Below are 25,763 nucleotides of genomic sequence, written 5' to 3'. Positions count from 1 at the left end.
GGAACTTGTAGTTACGGATTACCTTGGGATTGAACGTATCGTTTGACATCCTCGAGTTTCACCTCACCCACGGTGGACAAAAAATAACTAGGAGACCAGAAATGACCACCCCATAGTTGCTTTTTTACTTCCGGGAACTCCCGGAAAATCAGTCTTGCTGAAACGGACTTCAAGGAGTTGATAAACTTGGATAGCTGAATTTGTGGTTCGGAAGCAAAGATAATGTGAATATGATCTTAATCGGTCTCCTGCTCGATTATTTGCACATCAAACTTTTCAGCGATGCCTTTGTTTACTTTCTTCAGGTATTCCGATACCTCTGCTGTAAGCACCTTGCGTCGATACTTGATGCAGCAAATGTAGTGAAATCGAAGAGAATATACAGCATGGCAACCTTTGTCCAATTGGTATTTCATAGCTTTATTCTACAGGAGGAACCAATGCAAAACAATATTTCCTGGAAAAACATGACCCGCCTTTCATCCCCGCCCTTCACTCTCGCTTCGCGAGCAAGGAAAGCTCAGGACGGGGACTTCCCGGCGGGAAAGTTAAATTTTTTCTTTATCCAGCCTCATGCAGCGGGCCTCCACCAGAACGTTTTTTTAATTTTCTTTTAAAGCATTCTTATAAGGTACTTGTTAAGATAAAATTAACGCCTATTTCAAACCGGTGAAACTTTATTAAATTCCTCTCCGTCATATAAGGTAAATATACCCAAAAAGGAAGGTGTTATATTTTGCTCAAGAAAACAGCAGCCGCCCTCACAGCAGGATGCATGTCCGCCAGTTTACTGCTCAACCCACTGGCAGCCGCTGCGGAGGTTAAAACAGGGCTATTACCCGCATCCACCGTAAAAATTAACAGCCAAATATCCCAAGCTAAATTTCCTTTGGATAAAGCCATTGAAAAAGCGAAAACTCTTTTTAACATCGGTGATGAATATGACCGCTTTGAAAGCAGTATGAACTCTTCTGACGGTAGAGCGGAATGGTATTTACGCTGGGAGCGCAGCGGAGAATCAGAGAACGGTATTTCCGTACAGGTTGATGCCGCCAACGGCGATATCTTAAGCATGTACCTCTGGGGCCAGCGGCAGCCGGAACAGAAATTTAACGGTATACCCAAGTATTCTTACCGTGATGCGGCTAAATTGGCCGAAAAGTGGGCACAAAAATTGGCTCCCGCTTACTATGTGCAAACCAAACCGGCCCCAGAAAAAGAACATCCTGTACCCTTGGGTTCCCGCAGACCAGTTGAATATTCTTATTACTTCCAGCGGGTGGTTAACGGTATCGCCTACCCGGATGACAGTATATACGTATGTATAAACGCCGACACCGGTGAGCTGAAAAGCTACAGGCTGGAGTGGAATGAAAACCAGCCGTTTCCATCACCGGCAGGCAAAATTTCAGCACGGCAGGCAGAAAAGATTTTTGCCCGCCAGGTGGAGCTGGTTTATTTTCAACCCCGTGTTTACAAGCAGAAAGAACCAGAGCCGGTTAAACTGGTATACCGGGTTAAAGGCGGCAGCTCCCTGTTTATCGATGCCCTGGCCGGTAAGGTTATAAAATCTCCCTTCTACGGGCTTGGTGATGAAAGGGAAATGAAAGAGTTCAGTGAAAAAATGAACACAAAGCAGGAACTGTCGCCGGCGGAGCAGGCGGAAGTGGATAAGCTGAAGAGTATCATCACTGCTGAAAAGGCCCGGGAACGGGCTGAAAAGACGGTAAAAATCCCGTCAGATCAGAAATTGTCTCACAGCCGTTTAAATAAGAACTACCGGTTCCCGAAACAAATGATTTGGAGTTTTCGATGGAAAGGTGAAAACGGTTCCACAGAGGCTAGTATTGATGCCGCCACAGGAGAACTGATATCTTTTTACAAATGGAACAGAGATTTGAAAAGCAAAAAGAGTTCTCAGGACTACGGACAGCTCAGCAGGGAACAGGCCCAAAAAATTGCCGAAGATTATATTCGCCAACAGCAGCCCAGGCGCTGTGCAAACATAAGATTGGAAAACACCTCCACCGATGAAATAACTCTCAAGGGCAAAAAACAGCCCCGCCGGTATCGTTTTTCCTTTGTCCGGCTGGTAAACGGGATACCGTTCCCCGGCAACGGTTTTGATGTTCAGGTGGACTCCCGTACGGGAGAGGTAACCAGTTACTGCATGAACTGGTGGGATGTTAAGTTCCCAGCAGCTGCCGGATCCATTGACCGGCAAAAAGCGGTGAACACTTTCCTGGCAGCAGGGGACCTGACACTGGAGTACCGGCAGCTGTACCAGGAGAATAAGAAAGAGCAGGTTCATTTAGTTTACCACTGGCAGCACATGCCGTCATACATGCTGGATGCCAAAACAGGAAAGTTTTTAAATTGGCGCGGCAAACCGCTTCCGCCCCAGTTAAAAAAGAGCTTTACCGATATCAGCGGTCACCGGGCGGAAAAGGATATTAAACTGCTAACCCGGGCCAATATTATAAAGAGCAGTGACGATAAGTTTTACCCGGACAAAGAGATCACTAAACTGGAAGTTTTAGCCTGGCTGGTGGCCAGCCGGCATTGGTCCACCGAAATACCTTACCGGGAAAACAAAAATAAAATAGTTGATTCCGCCATCCGGTTGGGGATTATTGAACAGAAGGATGCCGTTAATTTGGATAGTGAAGTAACCAGGCTGGAGCTGGCCCAGTTAATGATTAACACGCTGGACTATGACGGTGCTGCTAAGTTAAAAGATATTTATGTATTGAAAACCCGGGATGCTGATACCATTCCCGACCATTTAAAGGGCTACGCCGCCCTGAGCATGGGGCTGCACCTGCAGTCAGCAATAGACGGAAATTATCTGCCAAATAAAAAGGTCACCAGGGGCAGTGCCGCCACCGCGCTGGTGCAGCTGCTGAAGGTAGAAAAGTAAAATCTGTGAACCCACCTATCGGATTATCTCAATAGGTGGGTTCTTTGTTATTATATAAAGGTATACATATGCTGCAAAAAGAGGCATCCTGCCAGCGTGATACTATAAAAGAGCCCAACTACGGGCAGTTAAGATATGAATTATCCGAAGAAAGGTGGTTATAAAATTGATTATTTGGAACATTTTAAAGAAAGTTGGCATTATTATTTTGTTTATTTTGTATCTTGGGTATATTTTCTTTAAAGCACCGATTTTTGAAGAATTTGGAATTGTTAATCTTATTGAGTATGTGCTTGTATTATTGGCAGCAGGGCATTTCCTTTATTCACTACTAAAAAAAGAAGTATATCCCCTATTTAGAAAAAAGTGAACTACCGCGGGCACAAGGCCGCGCGGCTTCCAGTGGCAGCTTCAAACTTCTGCATAAAACTAATTGTAAGGGTTTCTACCAAAAAATGCAGTGGTAATAAGTAAGAATAATTTTTAGCTGCGGCTGCCGGGTTTTACCGCCGGTATACCCTGCTGGCACAGCGGGCAGTTATCCGGTTCATAAGTAACCACGCTGGTGGTAATCAGCGCTTCCGTCGGTACACCCAAATCAGCCTTACCGCCGCTACGGTTAACTAATACACCCACCCCTACAACTTCGCCGCCGAGGTTTTTAACCACTTCCATTACTTCTTTTACTGACCCGCCGGTGGTAATAACATCTTCCGCCACTATTACTTTTTCCCCCGGCTTAATACTAAAGCCGCGGCGCAGTTTCATTTCCCCGTTTTCCCGCTCGGCAAATAAACTGCGTACTCCCAGTGCCCTGGCCAGTTCGTAAGATACCAGTATACCGCCCATGGCCGGCCCGATCACCGTTTCCACTTCTATATCTGCAAAACGGCGGGCCAGCTCCCGGCACAGCTGCTGGCAGTACTGCGGGTGCTGCAGCACCTGTGCGCACTGGAAGTACCGGTTGCTGTGCTTCCCGGAGGTTAATTTAAAGTGTCCCTCAAGCATGGCATTGGTTTTTTCGAATATCTCGTATATTTGTTCCTGACTTAACATTATTTCGCTCCCCCGTTTATATGGATTCAATTTCTTTCACAATGGCCCTGGCAGCTTCCGCCGGGTTTTCCGCGGCGGTGATGGGCCTGCCCACCACCAGATATGTGGCCCCCAGCTTAACTGCCTCCGCCGGCGTCATAACCCGCCGCTGGTCGTTTTTCTCGCTGCCCGCGGGGCGGATGCCCGGAGTAACAATGGTGAAATTGGGGCCGCAGGTCTCTCTGATGGTTTTTATTTCCAGGGGTGAACAAACGACGCCGTGCAGGCCGGCCTGTTGGGCCAGCTTGGTCCAGCGCAGCACCTGTTCCTCCACCGTACCGGGAATATTCAGCTGGGTGTTTAATGTAATCTCATCCATACTGGTGAGTACAGTTACAGCAATAACCTGGGGCGGTTCTATACCCTGCACCGCCGCTTCATCCTGTACCGCGCTGGCCGCTGCCTGCATCATGGCCAGTCCCCCACCGGCATGGATATTTAAAATAGATACCCCCAACCTGGTCAGCACCCTGGTTGTCCTGGCCACAGTGGTGGGAATATCGTGCAGCTTCAGGTCCAGGAACACCCTGCCCCCCCGCCGGCGTATCTGCCGTACCACCTCCGGCCCGGCAGCATTGTAGAGTTCCATCCCCACTTTAAACATGCCCACATGGGAGGCCAGCTGATCTACCAGTGAAAGGGCCTTATCAAGGGAATCAACGTCCAAGGCCGCAATTAGTTTTCTCTTACCCATAAATTCCTCCTATTCTATTTGATAACCTGCGTGCACTTAATTAATAATTATTTACTGCGGTATTTAATTACCGTGTGCCGCTCCCACCAGCTCATTGACATCTTTAACACCATTATCAATTAAATACCGTTCTATTCCCGCTATTATATCCATGGTGGCCCTGGGATTGACAAAGTTAGCCGTACCCACCGCCACCGCACTGGCACCGGCCAAAATAAATTCCAGCGCATCTTCGGCGGTGCTGATACCGCCCATACCGATAATGGGCAGCTGTACTGCTTTGTAAACCTGCCATACCGCCCGCACAGCCACCGGTTTTACTGCCGGGCCGGAAAGTCCCCCCATTACGCTGCCCAGAATGGGGCGGCGGGAATTTATGTCTATGGCCATGCCCAGCAGCGTGTTAATCAGCGATAAGCCATCGGCTCCGGCTTCGGCCACCGCTTCCGCCACCGCTGTTATGTCCGTGACATTGGGAGACAGCTTTACCACCACCGGCAGTTTGGCTGCCGACTTAACCGCTGCCGTCACTTCCGCGGCCATGGCCGGGTCGCTGCCAAAGGCCATTCCGCCCTTTTTTACATTGGGACAGGATATATTCACTTCTAAGCCGGCTATTCCTCCTGCTGCGTCTAATTTTTCTGCTACTTTAGCGTAATCCTCTACTGTATCTCCCGATATATTTACAATTACCGGTACCCGCAGCGTTTTAAAGTAAGGCACGTAATGCTCTATCACGTAATCCACACCGGGGTTCTGCAGCCCGATGGAGTTCAGTATCCCCGACGGGGTTTCCACAATTCTGGGGGTGGCATTCCCCTCCCGGGGATGCAGTGTGGTGCCTTTGACAACCACAGCTCCCAGCTCATTGATGTCTATATACCGGCTGTACTCCGGGCCGAAACCAAAGGTACCCGATGCGGTGGTAACCGGGTTTTGCATGTCAACTCCCCCGATATTTACCGCCAGGTTAGGTTTGTTCATTCCCAGGCCACCTCCTGTGCATTAAATACCGGGCCGTCGGCACACACACGCTTGTAGCTGCTGCCCCCCGGGGTTTTTATTTTACAGGTGCAGGCCAGGCATGCCCCCACCCCGCAGCCCATGCGTTCTTCCAATGATACCTGGGTGGGAATATTATATTCCCGGGCCAGCCCGGCCACCGCTTTCATCATTGCCGCGGGGCCGCAGGTGTAAATCCGGTCTATATTTTTTAAACCCCGGGCCAGCAGTTCGGTAACCGGTCCCCGGTGCCCGGCACTGCCGTCATCGGTGGCCAGCTGAATCTCAACCCCCAGCCCTTTAATATCATCCACCGCCAGCAAATCCCGGCAGCTGCGGGCCCCGACAAACACTTTGACATCATTTCCCGCCGCTGCCACCTGCCGGAGAAGGAAAAACAGCGGGGCCACGCCGATTCCACCGGCCACCACAGCCACCTTTTCCCCCGGGTCGGGCAGTTGAAACCCGTTCCCCAGCGGTCCCATCACATCCAGCCGTTCCCCCGGTTCCTTGACCGACAGCAGTTCGGTTCCCCTGCCGGCCACCCGGTACAGCAGGCGCACCGTTCCCCGGTCTTTGTTTACGTCATGGATGGATACCGGCCGCCTTAAAAGGGGGTCGGTGGTGCGGCTGCACTTAACATGTACAAACTGCCCCGGGCGGGCGGTTTCAGCCAGTTCAGCCCCGCTGAATTCCAGTAAATAATAACCGCTGGATATCTGCCGGTGGGTTGTTACTTTAGCTTTTAATAATTGCGACATAGCATTTATCCTTTCGTATTACTTCAGAGTAAGCTATCCTCGAAACTCCTGCAGCGGTATAACATTGAATTCCCCACCTTCTTTAATCAGGCGCAGCACTTCAATTAACGCCCAGGTGGTGTCCAGCGACGTTAAACAAGGTATGCCGTGTTCCACCGCCGCCCTGCGGATGCGGAACCCGTCCCGCCGGGGTGCTTTGCCCCTGGTCATGGTGTTAATCACCAGCTGTATTTTGCCCGCTTTTATCAAGTCCGCGATATCCGGGCTGCCGGCACCAATCTTGTTTACCCGCTGCACCTCAAAGCCGTACCTGCTCAAGTAAGCAGCGGTACCGGAGGTGGCGCAGATGCTGTAACCCTGCTCCACCAGCTCCCTGGCCACCGCCAGCACCTCGGCCTTGTCCTTATCAGCCACTGTCAGCAGCACCGTACCCTGTTTGGGAAAGTTACTGCCGGCGGCAACCAGTGCCTTGTACAGGGCCAGGTTGTAATTGTAATCCACACCCATAACTTCACCGGTGGACTTCATTTCCGGTCCCAGGGATACATCCACATCCAGCAGTTTGGCAAAGGAAAACACCGGCGCTTTCACGCCCACCACTTTGGGCTCGGGCGCCAGCCCGCCTTTATACCCCATATCGGTGAGCCTGTACCCCAGGGCACACCTGGTGGCCAGTTTAACCATCGGTATGCCGGTGATTTTGCTTAAAAAGGGTACGGTGCGGCTGGACCGGGGATTTACCTCCAGTACATACAACTTACCGTTGTGCAGCACATACTGAATATTAATCATGCCTTTAACATTCAGCTTTTTGGCCAGCCTGGTGGTGTAATCCACAATCAAGCACTTAATGCGGTAGCTGATGGTTTGCGGTGGGTACACCGCTATACTGTCGCCGGAATGAACCCCGGCCCGCTCCACATGCTCCATGATACCCGGTATCAGCACCGTTTCACCGTCACATATGGCATCCACTTCCAGTTCCTGGCCCAGCAGGTACTTGTCTATCAGCACCGGGTGTTCCGGTGTCACCTTTACCGCATTGGCCATGTAGTTTAATAAATCTTCCCGGTTAAACACTATTTCCATCGCTCGCCCGCCCAGCACGTAGGATGGACGAACCAGTACCGGAAAACCGATCTCCCCGGCTATTTGTTCCGCCTCTTCCACCGAAAACGCGGTACGCCCCGGCGGTTTGGGGATGTCCAGCTCGGTGAGCAGCCGGTCAAAACGTTCCCGGTCCTCAGCGGCATCTATATCCTCCACACCGGTGCCGATAATGCTGTAACCGGCATCGGCCAGCGGCCGGGCCAGGTTGATGGCCGTCTGCCCGCCAAACTGCACCATAATCCCCTCCGGTTTTTCTTTATCCAGTATATTTAACACATCCCCCGGCACCAGCGGTTCAAAATACAGCCGATCCGCCGTGTCAAAGTCGGTACTGACCGTTTCCGGGTTGTTATTGATAATAACTGTTTCCACTCCCTCTTCCCTCAGTGCCCATACGGAGTGCACCGAGCAGTAGTCAAACTCAATTCCCTGGCCGATGCGTATCGGCCCGGAACCCAGCACCACAATTTTCCGGTTACCGCTTACCGCCACCTCGTCTTCTCCCTCAAAGGTGGAGTAATAATAGGGCGTGGTGGCTTCAAACTCCGCAGCGCAGGTATCCACCATTTTGTAAGTGGGCAGCACACCGTGCTCCCGCCGCAGTTTTCTTAATTCCGGCAGCGAAAGGCCGGTTATTTGGGCCAGCTGTTCGTCTGCCAGGCCAAATTTTTTGGCCCGGGCCAGCATTTCCCCATCCAAGCGGCCCTCTCTTTTCACCGCATCAGCCAGAAGTTTTTCCCAGCTTACTATTCTGCCCACAGCTTCCAAAAACCAGGGGTCTATCTTAGTCAATTGATGCAGCTTATCCGTGGATACCCCCCGGCGGATTGCCTCAGCCAGGGCAAACAACCGCTCATCATCCATGCGTAAAATTTTGTCTTCCAGTTCTTCAGCAGTTAAATTTTTCAATTCCGGCAGTTCCAGTGCCACCGGTCCAATGTCCAGTGAGCGCACCGCCTTTAACAGAGCGGCTTCAAAAGTCCTGTCAATGGCCATCACCTCTCCGGTGGCCTTCATCTGCGTGCCCAGACGGCGGTCTGCCATGCTGAATTTATCAAAAGGCCAGCGGGGAAACTTCACCACCACGTAATCCAACGCAGGCTCGAAGCAGGCATAGGTTTTTCCCGTTACGGCATTTTTAATTTCATCCATGGTTAAACCGCAGGCAATTTTTGCTGCCACCTTGGCAATGGGATAACCGGTGGCCTTAGATGCCAGGGCAGATGAACGGCTGACCCGGGGGTTGACTTCAATCACGTAGTATTTGAAGCTGTGGGGGTCCAGGGCAAATTGAACGTTGCAGCCCCCTTCAATTTGCAGTGCCCGGATGATTTTTAACGAAGCACTGCGCAGCATTTGGTACTCTTTATCGCTGAGAGTTTGGGAGGGGGCCACCACTATACTGTCCCCGGTGTGCACCCCGATGGGATCTATGTTTTCCATGTTGCACACTGTAATGCAGTTGTCCGCCCCGTCGCGGATTACTTCGTACTCAATTTCCTTCCAGCCGGCCACACTGCGCTCAATCAGCACCTGGCCGATGAGGCTGTATTTTAATCCCCGCAAAGTAGTGGCCCGCAGTTCCTCGTAATTGTGCACTATACCCCCGCCGGTGCCGCCTAAAGTGTATGCCGGCCGCACAATCAGCGGGAAGCCCGTTTTTTCGGCAAAGGCCAGCGCCTCCTCCAGTGATTCCACAATGGCGCTTTCCGGTACCGGTTCGTTAAGTTCAGCCATTAAAGCCCGGAACAATTCCCGGTCTTCAGCCTTTTTAATAGCCGTCAGCTGGGTGCCCAAAAGCTTTACCCCGCACCGTTCCAGCACTCCCTCTTCAGCCAACTGCATGGCTGTATTTAAGCCCACCTGACCGCCCAGGGTGGGCAGTAAACCGTCCGGTTTTTCTTTTTCAATTACTTTGGTTACAAATTCCGTGGTAATGGGTTCAATGTACACTTTATCCGCCATATTGGCGTCGGTCATGATGGTGGCGGGATTGGAATTTACCAGCACCACTTCCAAGCCCTCTTCTTTCAGTGCCCGGCAGGCCTGGGTACCGGCATAGTCAAACTCCGCCGCCTGACCGATGACAATTGGTCCGGAACCAATCACCAAAACTTTGCTGATATCATTACGCCGTGGCATTGACGTCCTCCTATCTGTAAATGAAATGTTCCGCTGTTATGCTCAATTCGCCTGCGCCCCCCTGCCGGAGATACTTAACGTTCCAGCAGTTCCATAAAAACATCAAAAAGATACTCCGAATCCTCCGGTCCCGGGGCCGCTTCCGGGTGATACTGTACAGAATACACCGGCAGGTGTTTATGTCTTAACCCTTCCACCGTATTGTCATTAAGGTTGATGTGGGACACTTCCACATCTCCGGGCAGGGAACCGGCATCCACCGCAAACCCGTGGTTCTGGGAGGTAATGTAAACCCGCCCCGTGGCTAAATCCTTCACCGGGTGGTTGGCACCCCGGTGCCCGAACTTCAGCTTATAGGTCTTACCCCCCAGGGCCAGACCCAGCACCTGGTGCCCCAGGCAGATACCGAAAATGGGCAGTTTATCAATTAGTTTTTTCACCGTTTCCACCGCATACGGTACATCCACCGGATCTCCCGGGCCGTTGGACAGCATCAACCCGGCGGGGTTTAACGACAGTATATCTTCCGCCGCTGTATCCGGCGGCAGCACCACCACTTCGCATCCCCTGTTATTCAAACAGCGGATAATATTCTGCTTGGCCCCGAAGTCCACCAGCGCCACCCTGGGTCCTTCCCCCGGCACGGTATAAATTTCCCTGGTGGCCACGGTGGGTACCAACCTTTGCCCGGTTAAATGGGGTGCTGCCTTAGCTTCTGCCACCAGCACTGCCGGGTCCTGTTCCTCGGTGCTGATAATACCCCGCATGGTGCCGTGATTTCTTAGTATTTTAGTCAGCTGCCTGGTATCTATGCCGGAGATACCAATCACCCCTTCCCGGGCCAGAAACTCATCTATTCTGCTGCTTACCCGCCAGTTGCTGGGTTTATCACAGTTTTCCCGCACCACAAAGCCGCGAACGTAAGACTTTTTAGCTTCAAAGTCCTCTTTATTTATACCGTAATTTCCAATCAGCGGGTAAGTCATTACCACAATCTGCCCGCAGTAAGACGGATCGGTTAAAATTTCCTGGTAACCGGTCATGCCGGTGTTAAAAACCACTTCGCCAAAGCGCTGCCCGGTGGCACCAAACGCTTTACCTTTAAAAACAGAACCATCTTCTAAAACAAGTAATGCTTGCATAGCAGAGACCTCCGTTTATTTATACAAATTTATAAATAATTATACACTCGATACTGTTACCCGTCTATCCTTCATTACAATTTTTCCTTTTACAATGGTCATCACCGGAAGTCCCTTTAACTTTCTGCCGGCAAAAGGAGTGTTTTTGCCCTTACCTGCAAAGCTACCGGGATCTACTTTTTCCAATGCTTCGGGGTCTATTATCGTTATGTCAGCCTGCTCGCCCACCGCCAGCCTTCCCCCCGGCACAGCCATTATCCGGGCCGGGTTGGTGCTCAACTTGGCCACAGCTTCCGGCACGGTAAGTATTCCCGTGTCCACCAGTTCGGTAAATACCAGGCCCACCGCCGTTTCCAGGCCCACCAACCCGAAGGGGGCATACTGGTATTCCACTTCTTTTTCATCCACCGTATGGGGGGCATGGTCAGTGGCAATTACATCGATGGTTCCATCCGCCAATCCCTGTTTAACCGCTGCCACATCCGCTGCAGTTCTCAGCGGTGGGTTTACTTTGGTATTTGTATCATATCCATTCACCGCTTGATCGGTAAGGGTGAAGTGGTGGGGGGTCACCTCACAGGTTACCTTTACGCCCCTCTTTTTAGCCTGACGCACCAGTTCCACCGCACCGGCGGTACTGATGTGAGCAATGTGCACCCGGCAGCCGGTGGCCTCGGCCAGTATTATATCCCTGGCCACCATCACCTCTTCTGCCTCCGCCGGCATTCCCGGCAGACCCAGCACTGTACTTTGATAACCCTGGTGCATTACTCCCTCCGCCACCAGGCTTTTATCTTCACAGTGGGAAATTACCGTCAAACCCAGCATGGAGGCATACTGCATGGCCCGGCGCATCACCCCGGCATCGTGCACCGGGACACCGTCATCGGACACAGCCACCGCCCCCGCTGCCTTTAAATCTGCCATTTCGGTTATTTCTTTCCCCTTGGAACCCTTGGTAATGGCCCCAATGGGATAGACCTTTACCGTTCCCTCCGCTGCCGCCCGGTCTAAAATAAAGCGTATCACCGGGGCATTGTCAGCAACCGGGTTAGTGTTGGGCATGCAGGCCACCGCGGTAAAACCGCCCCTGGCCGCCGCCATGGTGCCGGTGGCAATGGTTTCTTTATGTTCAAATCCCGGCTCCCTCAAATGAACGTGCATATCTATCAACCCCGGGCACACCAGTTTACCCCCTGCTTCCACCACTTCAGCATCACGCTCAGACAAACTGCTCTCCATGGCTGTAATTACTCCGTTTTCCACCAGCACATCAGCCTTTTCCAGCAATTGTTTTTCCGGGTTTACCAGTTTACCGCCTTTAATCAGCAGTTTCAACAGCTTCACCTCCGGTTAGTAGGTACAACAGGGCCATGCGCACCGCCACCCCGTTGGTTACCTGTTCATTTATTACCGACCGGGCACTGTCTGCCACCTCTTTGACAATTTCCACTCCCCGGTTTAACGGCCCGGGATGCATCACAATGGCATCCTCCTTGGCCAGGCCCAACCGCTCCCTGTTAATACCGTACAACCGGGAGTATTCCCGCAGGCTGGGAAAAAGCGCCTGCTTTTGTCTTTCCAGCTGTATGCGCAGCACATTCACCACATCTGCACCTGCCAGCGCCTCTTCCACCCTGGTACAAACCTTTACACCCATCTTTTCTATTTCCGGCGGCAGCAGTGTGGCCGGTCCTGCCACAGACACCTCTGCTCCCAATTTGGTCAGCCCCCAAATATTTGACCGGGCCACCCGGCTGTGCAAAATGTCACCGATAATTGCTGCTTTTAAACCGGAAAAATCACCCTTGTATTCTCTAATGGTGAACATATCCAGCAGGGCCTGGGTGGGGTGCTCATGAATACCATCCCCGGCATTAATAACCGAACACCGCACGTTATCGGCCACTATTTCCGCCGCCCCGGCGGCGGGATGCCTGATTACCAGCACATCCGCACCCATCGCTTCCACCGTGCGGGCGGTATCTATCAAACTTTCCCCCTTCCGGACACTGCTGCTGGAGGCACTTAACCCCACTGTGTCCGCACTTAAATATTTACCCGCCAAATCAAAGGATGTTTTAGTGCGGGTGCTGTTTTCGTAAAACAACGTCACCACTGTACGCCCCCGCAGGGTGGGTACTTTCTTAATGTCCCGGCGGATTATGTCCTTCATGGCACCGGCGGTATCCAGTATGGTCAGAATATCCTGTGCTGGGGTATGCTGTAAGCCCAGCATGTGTTTGCTCTGCAGACCCAAAATTATCCCCCCTTACATTTAAAGTAAACTGCCCTGAAAAATGCTGCGGTTCAAAGCCGGCGGCTTTTGCAACGTTCGCTTAAATTCCTTCGCCGGCCAAACTCAGCGCTCGGTCTGCCGGCTCCGGCTCAACCATAAACGATCACTTCTGCAAAAGGCCGCCTGCTTTTTATCCCCTGATGGTGCCGCACGGCGGCATTAAAAAAACCTCGTCCCGGATTAATCCGAAACGAGGCCAGCAAAAAAGAGCCAAAAATTTCAACCCTTCCTTTGCCGGCCTCACGGGACCGAATTAAAAGGAAGCTGCATCATTCTGGCAGTTCCATTATTACAACCCTATCCTCATTGTCAACTTCTTTCAGCCGTACCGAAACCACTTCTTTTTTAGAAGTGGGCAAATTTTTACCCACAAAGTCTGCCCTGATGGGCAGTTCCCGGTGTCCACGATCCACAAGCACCATCAGCTGTATTGCTTTCGGCCGCCCCAAATCCATCAGGGCATCAAGGGCCGCCCTTACAGTTCGCCCGGTAAACAGCACATCATCCACCAGCACGATGACCTTTCCTGCCACCGGGAATCCCACCTTGGTTTGGTGTACCTGCGGCTGCTGGGACAAAGTGGTCAGATCATCACGGTACAGCGTTATATCCAAGGTGCCCACCGGCACCTCCGCACCTTCAATTTCTTTAATCCGCCGGGCCAATCGCTCAGCCAGCGGTACGCCCCGGCGGCGAATGCCCACCAAAGCAACGTTTTCCACACCTTTATTTTTTTCAATAATTTCATGGGCTATCCGTGTCAGTGCCCGACGTATTCCGCTTTCATCAAGTATCTGTGCTTTTTCTTTGCCTATATGCACCGGATTCACCTCCGACAGTAAAAAACCTATTACCTGCTGGTAATAGGCATAGTTTGACCTGAAAAACCGTACTATGTTCCCTTACCAGCCTCACAGGACCGATTTCAAGGTAATTTTCATTAACTATTTTACAGCACCCCCACCGTGCTGTCAAGGAAAAACATATCATAATAACCATGCCCTTCTTAAAAATTACATAAAACGACAAGTTTGATATAGCAATATGTGGTTATATAATTTATAATATTAGGTACATTCAGGAACAATTGTAATTTGGGCCTAAAGTTTATTAAATATTTAAAATAATCAAAAGCAGCCGTGCTTGTCAAACATTTACCTAGTTTAATAAATTGTGAGGGGGTTATCATGTCAGAAAAAAACTGCTGGGAAGTACTTAATTGTCCCGAAGAACACATGAAAGACTGTCCCGCCTATACTGAAAACCGGGGAACTGAATGCTGGAAGGTTACCGGTACCCACTGCGGCGGCAAAGTCCAGGGCACCATGGCCCAAAAAATTACTCACTGCCGCAGGTGCGATTATTATAAAACCACGGCGGACAAAATTACAGTGAGCATTAAAACCAAAATCCGTGGAGCCTTTATTGCAGTGGTAATTCCAATGTTTATTACCTCGTTACTGGGAATTCATCACGCCTTTGAAATGGAAGATACCCAGGGAGCCATGATAATGATTTCCGGCGGGGCTTTAAGCTTTATACTTGCCTTCGCCGCTGCATATTGGCTGCGCAGAACCGTTGAAAACCCGGTTAAACAGCTGCAGAACTCCGCTGTACGTATTGCCGAGGGCGACCTGTCAGTGGAAGAACTGAAGATTATTCACCGGGACGAGCTGGGTGTGCTCACCAATGCCTTTAATCAGATGGTCATCACCATGCAGGATGTGGTACAGCAGCTGGCGGACAAATCCCAAAAGGTGGCCGAAGCAACGGAACGGCTCAATGCCACCTGCGAGCAGACTGCCGCCGGTACCGCTGATACCGCCAGCACCCTTTCCGAAGTTTCCGCCACGGTGGAGCAGGTGGCCCAAAACACTCAGGTGGTTTCGGCAGCCGCAGATCAAGCAAGTTCCCTTGCCGATGAAGGGCAGCAGGGCGTACAGCAGCTGCAGAATCAAATGACCGGCATTCATTCCGCCAGCAGTCAAGCAAGTACGGCCATAAATACATTAAGCAAAATTTCCAGCCAAATCACTCAAATAGTAGAACTGATCACCACCATAGCCGAGCAGACAAACCTGCTCGCGCTGAACGCCGCCATTGAAGCGGCCCGGGCGGGAGAGCACGGCAAAGGCTTTGCAGTGGTAGCCGACGAAGTTCGCCAGCTGGCAGAACAGTCATCCTCTGCGGCCAAAGAAATCCACGGGTTAATAAACAGCATTCAGCAGGAGGCCAATGCCGCCGTACTGGTGATGGAAAAGAGCTCGCAGGAGGTTGAAGAGGGCACGAAAATAGTCAGCCAGGTGGGCGACACCTTTAAACAAATCATCAGTACGGTACACAACCTGGCCGGGCAGATAAACGACGTAGCTGCCGCCAGCCAGCAGATGAGCGCCGGTGTTCAAAATATCACCGCCAGCGCGGAAGAACAATCCTCTTCCATGGATGAAATCAGCACAGCCCTCAATTCTTTAGCTGAAATAGCTGAAGAATTAAAAGCAGCGGCAGACAGATTCAAGCTGCGCTAAAACTAAAAAACTGATCTTCCGGGGCGTTTTAACGCCCTTTTTTATGTCTTGTTAACCCCAATAAAAATCAGCGCCACCCCGGCCGCAATGCATATCATTTTGCTGACCGGTATTTTCCCCGCCAAACCAATCAGTCCCAAAGAAGTTACAATTATCAATACGCTGGGGCCGATTAACGCCAGTAAGGCATTAATTTTAAATGCCGTTTCCACCCGGTTAAACTTTAACATTAACATCGCCGCTGAAAATTCAATTAATGACGATAAAAAACGCATGGCCGCCATGCCGAAAACAATTTTATCAAAAACGTGAAACAAAGCAGCATCATCCCTTTCCGGTTACCGATACATATTTTACCTACTCCATTTCTTATGCTGTCTTTGTTTCTTTAATGAATACCTTAACACCCAGAGAGGAAAAATACACTCGTCTGGTTATGAAAGGACGTGAAGGACGTGAAAGTTAAAAAATTCACTTTACCCGCACTGGCCGGGGTTCCTCTGATTATGGTGCTGGGCAACTCCCTGCTGATACCGGTACTGCCGGCAGTACAAAAGGCGTTAAATATATCTAATGTACAGGTTAGTTTAATTATTACTTTATTCTCGGTGCCCGCCGGGATAGTAATTCCCCTGGCCGGCTTTTTATCCGACCGTTTTGGGCGTAAAAAAGTGATTATACCCTCACTGGTACTTTACGGCCTGGGTGGCGTGGTGGCAGCACTGGCCGCCTTCTTTTTGAAAGAAAAAGCTTTTGCTGTTATCCTCGCCGGCCGGGTAATACAGGGAATCGGTGCCGCCGGCACCGCCCCCATTGCCATGGCGCTGTGCGGCGATTTATGGCAGGGTAAGCAGAGGGCCAAATCCCTGGGGGTAATAGAAGCATCCAACGGCATGGGCAAAGTCATCAGCCCCGTTTTAGGTGCCGTGCTGGGTACAATCCTTTGGTATGCTGCCTTTGTATTTTTCCCCGCCATTGTTATTCCCGTGGTTTTGGCCATGTGGATATTGGTCAAAGAACCGAAACAGCAGAGGGAACCTCCCCTGTTGAAAGAATATGCCCGGACCATTAAACAGATATTTAAAAATAAGTCCCCCTTACTGCTGTCCTGTTTTTTTGCCGGAGCCACAGCACTGTTTTTACTTTTCGGGGTATTGTTCTTTCTATCGGATTACCTGGAAAAAGTTCTGGTGTTAAACGGTGTAATTAAAGGCCTGGCACTGGCCGTACCGGTGCTTTTTATGAGTACCACCTCTTACATCACCGGTGCCTTTATCAAAAAACAGGTTGCCTTGATGAAAATACTGGTTGTAACCGGTTTAATTTTATTATCTGTATCCCTGGGTTTGCTGCCGCTGCTTAAAGGTGTGTACATGTTCTTTGCTGCCATTTCTGCAGCCGGCATTGGTACCGGATTGATTTTACCGTGTTTAAACATGCTGATTACCAGTACCACCGCCACCGAAGAGCGGGGCATGGTAACTTCCCTTTACGGCAGTGTGCGTTTTTTTGGAGTGGCCTTTGGACCGCCGGTTTTCGGATGGCTGATGAATTTCGGACAGCCGGTAATGTTTTGGAGTGCCGCAGCCCTGGCCGGAGCTGCTGCCGCTGTTTCATTTTTCTTTATCCGCATTAAGGCCATTAAAAACGCGCCTAATAAACACCGGGAAAAGGAGCAGTTAAAGAACAAAAGATACAGCGGATATTTGGCCCCAACCCCTGAACCAGCCAGAAAACCCCTCAATAACCATCATTATAAAGACCAGGTAAATAATGGTCAAAGAAATAACCGGTAACCAATAATAGTTGTTGCGAATACACTACACCTAGAGATGGAATCACGGGCAGCAGAACGGGAGGTGCCAGAAATCACCTTATTCAATGGTGATTATACCCGTGAAAGGAGTTGTGACAATGGCCCAACGCCATTCCGGCAGTAATTGGATGAGTATTTTAAAATTTCCACTGGGCAGCCGTACCAGCAAACCCAGAAAATCCGGCCTTACCATGGTTATTGACAAGGGGCTGGGACTGGGTGAAACCAGGGACCTGCTCAACCTGGCCGGGGATTATATCGATTACTTAAAACTGGGGTTTGGCACTTCTGCCTTTTATGCCACCGAGATTTTAGAGGAAAAAATCAATCTGGTGCGCTCTTATAACGTTGATATATACCCGGGAGGCACTTTTTTAGAAGTGGCCATACTGCAGGATAAACTGGAAGAATACCTGAATATGGTCAAACAGCTGGGATTTACAGCGGTAGAAATCTCCGACGGTACAATTACATTTGACAGTACCATGCGGGCCAACGCCATCAACATGGCGGCAGAAAAGGGGTTAATTGTCCTGTCAGAAGTGGGAAAAAAAGACACCGAAAGGCGGGCCCCATTAAGTCAACTAATTAAACAGGTTTTGTCAGATCTGAAATACGGTGCTCAAAAGGTCATTGTGGAAGGTAGAGAATCGGGCAAGGGTGTAGGCTTGTATGATTCCACAGGAAAAATAATCCAAACGGAAATGGAGGAACTTGTATCCGCCCTACCCGACCCGTCAGTGCTGATATGGGAGGCACCATTAAAAGACCAGCAGCAGGATTTAATCCTGCGTTTCGGTCCCAATGTAAACTTTGGCAACATCAATGCCCACGAAGTGCTGGCAGTGGAAGCACTGCGCGTGGGCCTGCGGGCGGACACCCTTAAATCTGTATGTGATTAAAGCATAAGCAAATTGTATACACAAAAACGGCTGCCGGCAGCCGATGACAGACCGCCCTGGCCAGGCGGTTTGTCTCTTTTTAGTTATCCCTTTGAGATAGCCTGCATATAAATTAGACAAACTTTTTTGAGAGGCGAAGTGATTTGAAGGCCGAAATGATGCTGGTAGCCCTGCTGCTGGTGGGGCTTATCTCCCGTTCCAACCTTATAGCCACCGCAGCTTGTGTACTGCTGATATTGAAACTAACTAACCTGAACTTTGTATTTCCCCTGCTGGAAAGACGGGGGTTGGAACTAGGTTTACTTTTTTTACTGCTTTCCATTCTGGTGCCAATGGCCAGCGGCAGGGTAACAGAAAAAGATTTAATCTATAACCTTACCTCAGTGCCCGGTATTATGGCCATCATCGGCGGAACGCTGGCCACCCATTTAAACCAGCAGGGTCTAAGATTATTACAGCTTGATCCGGAAATTATTTTTGGCCTGGTGCTGGGCTGCATCATCGGCATAGTGTTCTTTAACGGGCAGCCGGTGGGACCCTTAATGGCCGCGGGAATCGCGGCACTGTTTCTGGAGATATTCAGTTATTTTAAGTAGTTAATTTATTCAGCACCGCCTGAAAATGCCGGGGCAGCGGCGCTTCAAAGCACATGTATTCACCGCTGCCGGGATGTTTAAAACCCAGCACCGCAGCATGAAGCAGCTGGCCCGCCAGTTTAAACTCCCTGGTTTGACCGCCGTACTTGGCATCCCCCACCACCGGGTGCTTAATATAAGCCATGTGTACCCGGATTTGGTGGGTACGGCCGGTTTCCAACCGGCATTCCACCAAGCTGTACCGGCCGAACCTTTCTTTGACGGTAAAATGGGTGACAGCCGGCTTTGAGTTTTTATCGGTTACTGCCATTTTCTGCCTGTCCCTGGGGTCCCGGCCGATGGGTGCATCTATGACCGCACTGTCAACTTTTATATTCCCATGTACCAGGGCCAGGTAACGCCTGGTTACACTGTGCTCTTTCAGCTGCCGGGCCAAATCTAAATGGGCAGCGTCATTTTTAGCCACCATCAGCAAGCCGCTGGTATCTTTATCTATACGGTGAACGATACCGGGCCTCAATACACCGTTAATACCGGACAGGTCACGGCAGTGATACAGCAGGGCATTTACCAGGGTACCGGAGTAATTACCGTCGGCGGGATGCACCACCATTCCCTGGGGCTTGTTGACAATAATAATGTCCTCATCTTCATAGTATATATCCAGGGGAATATTTTCCGGCTCAACGGAAAGTTCCACCGGATCAGGCTGTTCCAGTTCAACGTTGTCACCGGGCTGCAGTTTATAACTGGCTTTAACCTTTTTCCCGTTCACACGGGCCATATTTTCATGCAGTAATTTTTGGATATAGGAACGGGTTAAATCATCTATTTCCCGGGCTAAAAATTTATCCAACCTCATGCCAGCATCATCTTTTGTCACCTGAAAACTGTGTATCTCCGGCATATTACTTTTCCCCCTCCATGTCCTGCTGTTCCGGCCGTCTCATTATCTCCAGTATCAGTAAACCCACGCCTATTACTATGGCTGTATCGGCCAGGTTAAATACCGGCCAAACGCGAAAATCTAAGAAATCTACCACCTTCCCGTACCTTATTCTATCAATCAAGTTGCCAACTGCCCCCCCGGCCACCATGCCCAGGGACAATTTCACCAGCAGTGTCTCCCGGGCAATACGCCGGTAAAAGAATACCACCCCTAAAATTAGTGCCGCGCTTACAGCCACAAAAAAAGAAGTTTTGTAAGCCAGCATACCAAAGGCAGCCCCGGGATTTAATATATACGTAATGTGAAAGATATTTTCTACCACCGGTATGGACTGGTACAATTCCATATTAGACTGCACGATATATTTAGATAACAAATCAATAGTTAAAACAACCAGCGCTGTAAAAATCAACGGCATCATTAACCCCCCCAGTATGTATATATTACCAAATAATATTAATATAGCATATTTGCACAAAAATACAAAGCCAGGGGGCATAAACACTGTCCCCCTGGCCCTTTGCTTTACACATAAACAATCTGCCAGCTCTTTTAATTCAGCTTAATCTGCAGCTGCATCAATATCATTATCCCCTCTATCTTCCTTCCGGTTCTGAGCCAAATTCTTTAACGGGAGAAAAGCTTTTATACAGCACCCCATCGTCCACTTCATAGGGTATATTTTCCACCGCTTCCACCGCCCCCTGAAGCTGTCTTTTATCTCCCTCCGGGTCTATGCTGTCCACTTCATATTCCGGGTCTGTTTCATAACTGGTGCTGTGCCTGGCCGCTTCCTGCCAGGTGTCTTCCCCGTCGTAGAAGTTTTTACCGCTGTTGTCATTGAATGTTCGTTCAAAGGGAGGCATCAATACATCCTCTTCCACCGGGCGGGGATGCCTCGGCGGTATGCTTTCCTCCGCCGCCTTACATTCCCTGCATATGGTGGTGTAGGGAACGGCCTCTAATCTCTGATAGGGAATCTCTCTGCCGCATACTTCACACCGGCCGTAAGTACCCTGTTTCATGGCTTTTAAAGCATTATCTATGGCCTGTATTATCACCCGGGCCTGTTCCTTTAATGCTGAATCTTTACTGCGTTCAAACATCTCAGTGCCCACATCACCGGGGTGATTGTCTATGGTGGAAAGCTCTCCAAAGGAGGTATCCATTGATTCACCCAAGCCGCCTTCATCTATATTTCTGATATTCTGCAGCTGCTGCTCCCGTTCTTCCAACATGCGCTGCTTCAAATACTCCATCTGCCTGGACCGCACCTTATCTCCTCCTGCTCATTTTAATGATTACTTTAATATGTACCCAGTCTGATCTGAACTATTTCTACTATTTGAGCAATAACGCTGCCAATCACCGGAATTGTAACCATGGATTTCAATATATAAATTATAACGGCACTTAAAACAGCAAAACCGACACCGATACCCAAACCCCTGGCCACACCGCTGATAAAATTGACATATAACAAACGCCAGGGACTTTCCAGCAGCCGCACGTACTCGGCCAGTTTCATTTTTTCCATGTTGGTGGCTAATTTATGAACCCGCTCTTCCAGGGCTTTTAAACTCTTGTCTGTCACTTCGGCCATGTTAAATTCTCCTGTGCTTGATATATTTACAAATTTAATTTACCCTGCCGGGCTGTTTTTTATTTAGTATTTAAAAGCCCGGGCAGCAGCAAAGGGGCCTGATAAAAATCAAGCCCCTTTTGTTATTAAAATTTTTAGTTTTTCAAGCTGTTTATCGGTGCCGGAATTCTGCCGCCTCTTTTTACAAAGTGGGCCGGTGAAGGCTGCTTTACCGGTATAATTGGCGCGTGCCCCAGCAGGCCGCCGAACTCCACCCTGTCACCCACTTTTTTGCCCGGCGCGGGAATTATTCTCACCGCCGTGGTTTTTTGGTTAATCATGCCGATGGCGGCTTCATCTGCAATTATGGCTGCTATCGTTTCCGCCGGGGTGTCACCCGGTACTGCTATCATGTCCAGGCCCACAGAGCATACACAGGTCATGGCTTCTAATTTTTCCAAGGTTAAAACGCCTTCTTGGGCTGCTCTAATCATACCCGCGTCTTCACTTACCGGAATAAAGGCCCCGGATAAGCCGCCCACGTAACTGGAGGCCATGGCCCCGCCCTTTTTCACCGCATCGTTAAGCAGCGCCAGCGCCGCTGTGGTACCGTGGGTGCCGCAGCGCTCCAAACCCATTGCCTCCAGCACCTCGGCCACACTGTCTCCCACCGCCGGGGTGGGTGCCAGTGAGAGGTCCACAATGCCAAAGGGCACATTTAATTTTTTAGCCGCTGCCCGTCCCACCAGTTCACCCATGCGGGTGATTTTAAAGGCGGTATTTTTTACCGTTTCCGCCAGTGTACCAAAATCTTCATCCTTTACCTTTTCCACTGCATTTTTTACCACCCCGGGACCGCTTACACCAACGTTTATTACACATTCCGGCTCACCTACCCCGTGAAAGGCCCCGGCCATAAATGGATTGTCCTCGGGTACGTTGGCAAATACCACCAGTTTGGCACATCCCAGTCCATCCCGGTCGGCGGTGCGCTTGGCTGTTTCCACTATCACCTGGCCCATGCGGTAAACGGCATCCATGTTGATCCCGTCTTTGGTGGTGGCCACGTTAACCGATGAGCACACCCGTTCGGTAACATCCAGTGCCTCGGGAATGGAGTGAATTAGTTTTTCATCCCCCGTGGTGGCACCCTTATGTACCAGGGCAGAAAAACCGCCGATAAAGTTAACTCCCACCTGGGCTGCAGCCTTATCCATAGCTTGGGCAAACATTACGTAGTTATCTGTGCTGCTGGCTTCAGCCACCAGGGAAATGGGGGTAACAGAAATGCGTTTATTTACAATGGGAATACCGTATTCCCGTTCAATTTCTTCTCCAACGGCCACTAATTTTTCCGCCCGGGTGGTAATTTTATCATATATTTTCCTGCAGGCCGCTTTGGGGTCAGCGTGAACGCAGTCCCGCAGGCTGATGCCCATGGTAATGGTACGAATATCCAGTTTTTCTTTTTGTACCATGCGGATGGTTTCTAATATTTCATTCATTGTAAGCATGGCTTATTGCCCCCTATCCTGAAAAATGTTATCTTCCTGAGCCGGTGGCTTTTCATCCCCTGATGGTACCGCAATGCGGCACGGTTACTGTATCCTGTGCATATATCGAAAAACATCTTCATGCTGGACATCAATGCGCACACCCAGTTCCTCGGCCTGCTCGTTTAAACGGTCTTTTAACGCGGCCAAATCCAAACTGCTTGCGGTCATATCTCCCACCAGTATCATGGTGAACAAATCCTGCATGATGGTCTGGCTGATATCTAAAATGTTAACGTTGGCATCTTTTAAAACACCGGATACGCCAGCAATGATGCCCACCCGGTCCTTACCGATGACAGAAATTATTACCCGGCTGCCGCCGCCGTCATCATTCTTAATGTGATTCATTGTTTAAGTCCCTCCTTGTTTTTCCAGTTAAATTAATTAAAAAAATCACGCGGGTTTTCCCGCGCAATCCCTGTATTATTAAGCTGTCGGCTTAACTGCCTTTTGGCGGCGTTTTTTATCCAGCATATCATACCACAAGGGGCTGGCAGTAAAGATGGACGAGTATGCCCCGCTGGTAACACCGATAATCAGGGCCAGCACAAAGTTGTTAATGGTTGTACCGCCGAAGAAGTAAAGAGCAGCCAGCACGAACAGCACAGTACCTGTGGTGTTGATGGAGCGGGCCATGGTCTGCCACAGGCTGATGTTAATTACGTCGGCAATCTTCATCCCTTTTTTCAGGGCCAGGTTCTCTCTTATGCGGTCAAATATTACAATGGTATCATTAATAGAATAACCAATTATGGTTAAAATAGCTGCCACAAAGGCACTGTTTATCTCCACCTGCATTATGGACAGCAGGCCCACTGTCACCAGTACGTCGTGTAATATGGCCGCAATGGCCGCAATGCCCTGTTTAAATTCAAAGCGCCAGGTAATGTATAGCACCATCAGTACCGAAGCCACTGCCAGGGCAAGCAGCGCCTGCCGGGTTAGTTCCGCACCAATGGTGGGGCCCACCTTGTTATTGCGCAGCAAAGTCATGCCGCCCAGTTCTTCATCCAGGGCTTTCAGCATCTTTTCATTTTCTTCCTCTGTCAGCACTTCGGTGCGGATTAAAAATACGCCTCCGGTACTTTTTTGAATGTATTTATCCGTTAAACCCTGCTCTTTAACAACTTCCCGTACTTGGGCAGTGGTTACATCCTTCTTGAATTTTACCTCGGTAATGTTACCACCCGTAAAGTCAATGCCCAGGTTCAGGCCCTGGATAAACAGGGAAATAAGGCCGGGGATGATAATTGCTGCCGAGATAATATACCACAGTTTGCGTTTATGAATTATATGAAACATTTACATTCTCCCCCTTATGCCCCGTAAAACTTGGTGTTTTTAATAATACGGGTATCTGCCGTCAGCTTTAACATCCACCGGGTTAGAGTAATGGCAGTAAACATGCTGGATAAAATACCGATGGACAGGGTTAGGGCAAATCCCCTGACCATGCTGGCACCGAAGTAGTACAGCACCACAGCGGCAATCAATGTGGTTACGTTAGAATCCAGCACCGCCACAAAGGCCCGTTTAAAACCGGCATCAATGGCCGAACGCAGGCTCTTGCCGTTTTTCAGTTCCTCTTTTATCCGTTCAAAAATGATAATATTAGCATCCACCGCTATACCCAGCGACAGAATGAATCCGGCAATGCCGGGCAGCGTCAGTACAACATCAAAGACCACAAATAACCCTAACACAATAATTGAGTAAATTAACAGCGCTATATTGGCAACCAACCCCGGCACACGGTAGTAGGTTACCATAAAGGCCAAAATCAAGGCCAGACCTATAATACCAGCCTTAATGGAGCGATCCAGCGAATCCTTACCCAGTGTGGGGCCAACGGTACGTTTTTCCATTACTTCCACTTTCACCGGCAGCGCCCCGGAACGCAGCAGCACGCCAATTTCATGAGCCTCTTCAAAACTGGCATAGCCATCTATGAATGCCTTCCCGTCTAAAATGGGATCTTTAACATACGGGTTCTGCAGCAGCTGCCCGTCCAGCACAATGGCTATGTTCTGATGCAGGTATTTTTTTGTGGCCTCGGCAAATTTTTTAGTCCCTTCCGGTGTAAATTCCAAATTAACTATGGCCTGATTGGTGTCCTGCCGTATTGATTCCACGGCATTCTCCAAATCGGCACCGGTAAGTATCACCTTCCCGTCGGGAGCAATAAATTCCAGGTAGGCAGTTTTAACAATAGAATCTACCGCCGCTTCAGGATCATCTATGCCGGCCAGCTCTACAACAATACGGCGCTCACCTTCCCTCTGTACAACCGGTTCCGATACACCAAAACCGTTTACCCGCCGTTCAATGGTAGCCAGCAGCTGATCCATTTTTTGGTCGTCTACTTTAATATCTTCTGTGTCCTTGGCTTCTAATACCACATGTACCCCGCCCTGCAAATCAAGCCCCAGGTCAATATCCCTGGTCAGCGGCAGCCAGGGTACTTTTCCCTCCGGAAACACCGGTTTAACAGCCAGCACCGCTATTACGGCCACCAGTACCAGCAGGCCGGCCAGTTTTATTGTACTGCCCCATCTCATTTTTTAATTTCCCCCTTTAAAACCAAAAAAAGATTACCTATTACCTCCGAAGACATGCCGGTCCAAAAACTGAACAAGCCTATTTACTTTCGGTGCCTGTACAATTTTTTC

General features: G+C 50.0%; 24 protein-coding genes and 1 pseudogene. 6 read left to right on the top strand and 19 right to left on the bottom strand.

From position 1 onward, the window contains the following. Nucleotides 1-11 precede the first annotated feature (11 nt). Nucleotides 12-416, bottom strand: a pseudogene (gene tnpA, locus JOC37_RS07540) (IS200/IS605 family transposase). A 320-nt stretch (nucleotides 417-736) separates the two neighbouring features. Between tnpA and JOC37_RS07535 the strand changes: the two are divergent. Together JOC37_RS07535 and JOC37_RS07530 are read left to right on the top strand one after the other, a co-directional pair. Then, nucleotides 737-2,920 (top strand): YcdB/YcdC domain-containing protein, encoded by a 2,184-nt coding sequence (locus JOC37_RS07535; protein WP_238480817.1) that lies wholly within the window; start codon nucleotides 737-739, stop codon nucleotides 2,918-2,920. Between the two features lie 166 nt (nucleotides 2,921-3,086). Next, nucleotides 3,087-3,290, top strand: a complete 204-nt coding sequence (locus JOC37_RS07530) for a hypothetical protein (protein WP_204617633.1) — start codon at nucleotides 3,087-3,089, stop codon at nucleotides 3,288-3,290. A gap of 113 nt (nucleotides 3,291-3,403) precedes the next feature. Here the strand turns inward: JOC37_RS07530 and pyrE are convergent, their stop codons facing one another. The 9 genes from pyrE to pyrR form a co-directional block, all read right to left on the bottom strand. Further along, complete coding sequence (pyrE, locus tag JOC37_RS07525; RefSeq protein WP_204617632.1) at nucleotides 3,404-3,976, bottom strand: orotate phosphoribosyltransferase; 573 nt, start codon at nucleotides 3,974-3,976, stop codon at nucleotides 3,404-3,406. A gap of 16 nt (nucleotides 3,977-3,992) precedes the next feature. Beyond that, nucleotides 3,993-4,709, bottom strand: coding sequence for an orotidine-5'-phosphate decarboxylase (pyrF, locus tag JOC37_RS07520; protein WP_204617630.1), 717 nt, complete (start codon nucleotides 4,707-4,709; stop codon nucleotides 3,993-3,995). A 63-nt stretch (nucleotides 4,710-4,772) separates the two neighbouring features. Further along, complete coding sequence (locus JOC37_RS07515; protein WP_204617629.1) at nucleotides 4,773-5,693, bottom strand: dihydroorotate dehydrogenase; 921 nt, start codon at nucleotides 5,691-5,693, stop codon at nucleotides 4,773-4,775. Continuing rightward, complete coding sequence (locus JOC37_RS07510) at nucleotides 5,690-6,472, bottom strand: dihydroorotate dehydrogenase electron transfer subunit (RefSeq protein ID WP_204617627.1); 783 nt, start codon at nucleotides 6,470-6,472, stop codon at nucleotides 5,690-5,692. Before JOC37_RS07510 ends, JOC37_RS07515 begins: the two co-directional genes overlap by 4 nt. A gap of 33 nt (nucleotides 6,473-6,505) precedes the next feature. Continuing rightward, nucleotides 6,506-9,724 carry a carbamoyl-phosphate synthase large subunit gene (gene carB / locus JOC37_RS07505; RefSeq protein WP_204617625.1) on the bottom strand — a complete coding sequence of 1,073 codons (3,219 nt, stop codon included), beginning with the start codon at nucleotides 9,722-9,724 and terminating at the stop codon, nucleotides 6,506-6,508. A gap of 74 nt (nucleotides 9,725-9,798) precedes the next feature. Continuing rightward, nucleotides 9,799-10,866, bottom strand: coding sequence for a glutamine-hydrolyzing carbamoyl-phosphate synthase small subunit (gene carA / locus JOC37_RS07500; protein WP_204617623.1), 1,068 nt, complete (start codon nucleotides 10,864-10,866; stop codon nucleotides 9,799-9,801). A 39-nt stretch (nucleotides 10,867-10,905) separates the two neighbouring features. Further along, the gene (locus JOC37_RS07495; RefSeq protein WP_204617621.1) at nucleotides 10,906-12,204 is read right to left on the bottom strand and encodes a dihydroorotase; all 1,299 of its coding nucleotides are present in this window, start codon (nucleotides 12,202-12,204) and stop codon (nucleotides 10,906-10,908) included. After that, nucleotides 12,188-13,126, bottom strand: coding sequence for an aspartate carbamoyltransferase catalytic subunit (locus JOC37_RS07490; protein ID WP_204617620.1), 939 nt, complete (start codon nucleotides 13,124-13,126; stop codon nucleotides 12,188-12,190). The genes JOC37_RS07495 and JOC37_RS07490 overlap by 17 nt, the downstream gene beginning before the upstream one ends. 308 nt (nucleotides 13,127-13,434) lie before the next feature. Then, on the bottom strand, nucleotides 13,435-13,980 hold the full coding sequence (gene pyrR, locus JOC37_RS07485) for a bifunctional pyr operon transcriptional regulator/uracil phosphoribosyltransferase PyrR (RefSeq protein ID WP_204617648.1): 546 nt from the start codon (nucleotides 13,978-13,980) through the stop codon (nucleotides 13,435-13,437). Between the two features lie 372 nt (nucleotides 13,981-14,352). On the opposite strand from pyrR, the gene JOC37_RS07480 reads away from it, so the two are divergent. After that, the gene (locus JOC37_RS07480) at nucleotides 14,353-15,693 is read left to right on the top strand and encodes a methyl-accepting chemotaxis protein (protein WP_204617618.1); all 1,341 of its coding nucleotides are present in this window, start codon (nucleotides 14,353-14,355) and stop codon (nucleotides 15,691-15,693) included. Between the two features lie 41 nt (nucleotides 15,694-15,734). Here JOC37_RS07480 and JOC37_RS07475 read toward each other — a convergent pair whose 3' ends face one another. Further along, nucleotides 15,735-16,010 carry a YqhV family protein gene (locus JOC37_RS07475; RefSeq protein WP_204617616.1) on the bottom strand — a complete coding sequence of 92 codons (276 nt, stop codon included), beginning with the start codon at nucleotides 16,008-16,010 and terminating at the stop codon, nucleotides 15,735-15,737. Nucleotides 16,011-16,148: 138 nt separating this feature from the next. Here JOC37_RS07475 and JOC37_RS07470 point away from each other — a divergent pair, with 138 nt between their 5' ends. From JOC37_RS07470 to JOC37_RS07460, 3 genes are all read left to right on the top strand, one after another. Then, nucleotides 16,149-17,489 (top strand): MFS transporter, encoded by a 1,341-nt coding sequence (locus tag JOC37_RS07470; protein WP_338017360.1) that lies wholly within the window; start codon nucleotides 16,149-16,151, stop codon nucleotides 17,487-17,489. Between the two features lie 118 nt (nucleotides 17,490-17,607). Further along, nucleotides 17,608-18,411, top strand: coding sequence for a phosphosulfolactate synthase (gene comA / locus JOC37_RS07465; RefSeq protein ID WP_204617644.1), 804 nt, complete (start codon nucleotides 17,608-17,610; stop codon nucleotides 18,409-18,411). A gap of 158 nt (nucleotides 18,412-18,569) precedes the next feature. Next, the gene (locus JOC37_RS07460; RefSeq protein WP_204617642.1) at nucleotides 18,570-19,007 is read left to right on the top strand and encodes a DUF441 domain-containing protein; all 438 of its coding nucleotides are present in this window, start codon (nucleotides 18,570-18,572) and stop codon (nucleotides 19,005-19,007) included. On the opposite strand, the gene JOC37_RS07455 is transcribed toward JOC37_RS07460, so the two are convergent. From JOC37_RS07455 to secD, 8 genes are all read right to left on the bottom strand, one after another. Then, a complete protein-coding gene (locus JOC37_RS07455; protein WP_204617615.1) occupies nucleotides 19,000-19,914 on the bottom strand; it encodes an RluA family pseudouridine synthase in 915 nt (304 codons plus the stop codon). The two genes, JOC37_RS07460 and JOC37_RS07455, sit on opposite strands and share 8 nt — an antisense overlap. 1 nt (nucleotide 19,915) lies before the next feature. Further along, nucleotides 19,916-20,377 (bottom strand): signal peptidase II, encoded by a 462-nt coding sequence (lspA, locus tag JOC37_RS07450; RefSeq protein ID WP_338017359.1) that lies wholly within the window; start codon nucleotides 20,375-20,377, stop codon nucleotides 19,916-19,918. A gap of 175 nt (nucleotides 20,378-20,552) precedes the next feature. Continuing rightward, nucleotides 20,553-21,230 carry a TraR/DksA C4-type zinc finger protein gene (locus tag JOC37_RS07445; RefSeq protein WP_204617613.1) on the bottom strand — a complete coding sequence of 226 codons (678 nt, stop codon included), beginning with the start codon at nucleotides 21,228-21,230 and terminating at the stop codon, nucleotides 20,553-20,555. Between the two features lie 32 nt (nucleotides 21,231-21,262). After that, on the bottom strand, nucleotides 21,263-21,559 hold the full coding sequence (locus tag JOC37_RS07440) for a DUF5665 domain-containing protein (RefSeq protein ID WP_204617612.1): 297 nt from the start codon (nucleotides 21,557-21,559) through the stop codon (nucleotides 21,263-21,265). 134 nt (nucleotides 21,560-21,693) lie between these two features. Beyond that, on the bottom strand, nucleotides 21,694-23,052 hold the full coding sequence (locus JOC37_RS07435; RefSeq protein WP_204617610.1) for a PFL family protein: 1,359 nt from the start codon (nucleotides 23,050-23,052) through the stop codon (nucleotides 21,694-21,696). A gap of 84 nt (nucleotides 23,053-23,136) precedes the next feature. After that, nucleotides 23,137-23,442: an ACT domain-containing protein gene (locus JOC37_RS07430; protein ID WP_204617608.1), complete on the bottom strand. Its 306-nt coding sequence runs from the start codon at nucleotides 23,440-23,442 to the stop codon at nucleotides 23,137-23,139. A 78-nt stretch (nucleotides 23,443-23,520) separates the two neighbouring features. Then, nucleotides 23,521-24,396: a protein translocase subunit SecF gene (gene secF, locus JOC37_RS07425; protein WP_204617607.1), complete on the bottom strand. Its 876-nt coding sequence runs from the start codon at nucleotides 24,394-24,396 to the stop codon at nucleotides 23,521-23,523. A gap of 14 nt (nucleotides 24,397-24,410) precedes the next feature. Next, on the bottom strand, nucleotides 24,411-25,652 hold the full coding sequence (secD, locus tag JOC37_RS07420; protein ID WP_204617605.1) for a protein translocase subunit SecD: 1,242 nt from the start codon (nucleotides 25,650-25,652) through the stop codon (nucleotides 24,411-24,413). Between the last annotated feature and the right edge of the window lie 111 nt (nucleotides 25,653-25,763).

It is taken from the genome of Desulforadius tongensis (assembly GCF_016907915.1).
GTDB classification, from domain to species: Bacteria; Bacillota; Desulfotomaculia; order Desulfotomaculales; family Desulfohalotomaculaceae; genus Desulforadius; species Desulforadius tongensis.
Note: the sequence above shows the minus strand (reverse complement) of the source record. Positions and strands in the feature narration are given on the sequence as shown.